Below are 1,017 nucleotides of genomic sequence, written 5' to 3' on the forward strand. Positions count from 1 at the left end.
CAAACCTACAGCTGGTAGGGGAACTATGAAAGATGTACTTGGTGGGGTGGATACGCAAAACGTTAGCGGCAAGTGTACAACGACACTTCAAACATATATCAACAGACAAAAAGAGTATGAAAAAATATACCTGTCCAATGCACTTACAAGTGATTAAGGACGAACCGGGAAAATGTCCGCTTTGCGGAATGGATTTGGTGCCAATGGGTGGAGAAAAGAAAGAAACGCATAGCCATCACGGACACCAACATCATCACGACCACAAAGAACATTCGCATCATAGCGAAGACCATAGCCAGCTTTTAGAAAGCGGTTACGACAAACACGAAGGACATCATACAAATGATTTTCTGAAACGTTTTTGGGTAAGTTTAATCATTACCGTTCCCATTTTGCTCTTATCGCCCATGATACAGGAATGGTTTGGTTTTAGTATTTCCTTTCCAGGAGATAAATATGTATTGCTGGCATTGGGAACCATCATTTATATCTATGGCGGAATGCCTTTCCTCAAAGGAATGGTAGGCGAAATTAAAGCAAAAGCCATCGGAATGATGACCCTGGTAGCAATCGCTATTTCTGTTGCCTTCATCTATTCTGTTGCGGTTACTTTTGGACTTCAGGGAATGGATTTTTATTGGGAACTGGCAACGCTTATCGTGATTATGCTTTTGGGGCATTGGTTAGAAATGCGTTCTACAATGGCGGCTTCAAAGGCATTGCAGTCATTAGTCGCACTTTTACCCAACGATGTTACTGTGGAGCGACACGGTGAAGCTATAAAAATAAGACTCGAAGACTTAAAAAATGGTGAAACCATTATCATCAAACCTGGTGAAAAAATTCCCGCTGACGGATTGATAATAGATGGAGTTTCGTATGTAAATGAAAGTATGCTCACGGGCGAAAGTGTACCTGTAAAAAAAGAAGCAGAAGAGAAAGTAATTGCCGGTTCTATAAATGGTGAAGGTGCTTTGCGAGTTACGGCAACCGGTGTGGGTAAAGACAGTTATCTTA

At 41.5% G+C, this 1,017-nt stretch carries 1 protein-coding gene; it reads left to right on the forward strand.

Translation table 11 applies throughout. From position 1 onward, the window contains the following. Positions 1-116: 116 nt before the first annotated feature. Positions 117-1,017, forward strand: a 901-nt coding sequence (locus tag Q0L00_RS19575; protein ID WP_297338584.1) for an HAD-IC family P-type ATPase, incomplete at its 3' end; no start/stop codon positions are given.

Origin of the sequence: Algoriphagus sp. (genome assembly GCF_024305035.1) — a bacterium.
In the GTDB taxonomy this organism is placed as follows: Bacteria; Bacteroidota; Bacteroidia; order Cytophagales; family Cyclobacteriaceae; genus Algoriphagus.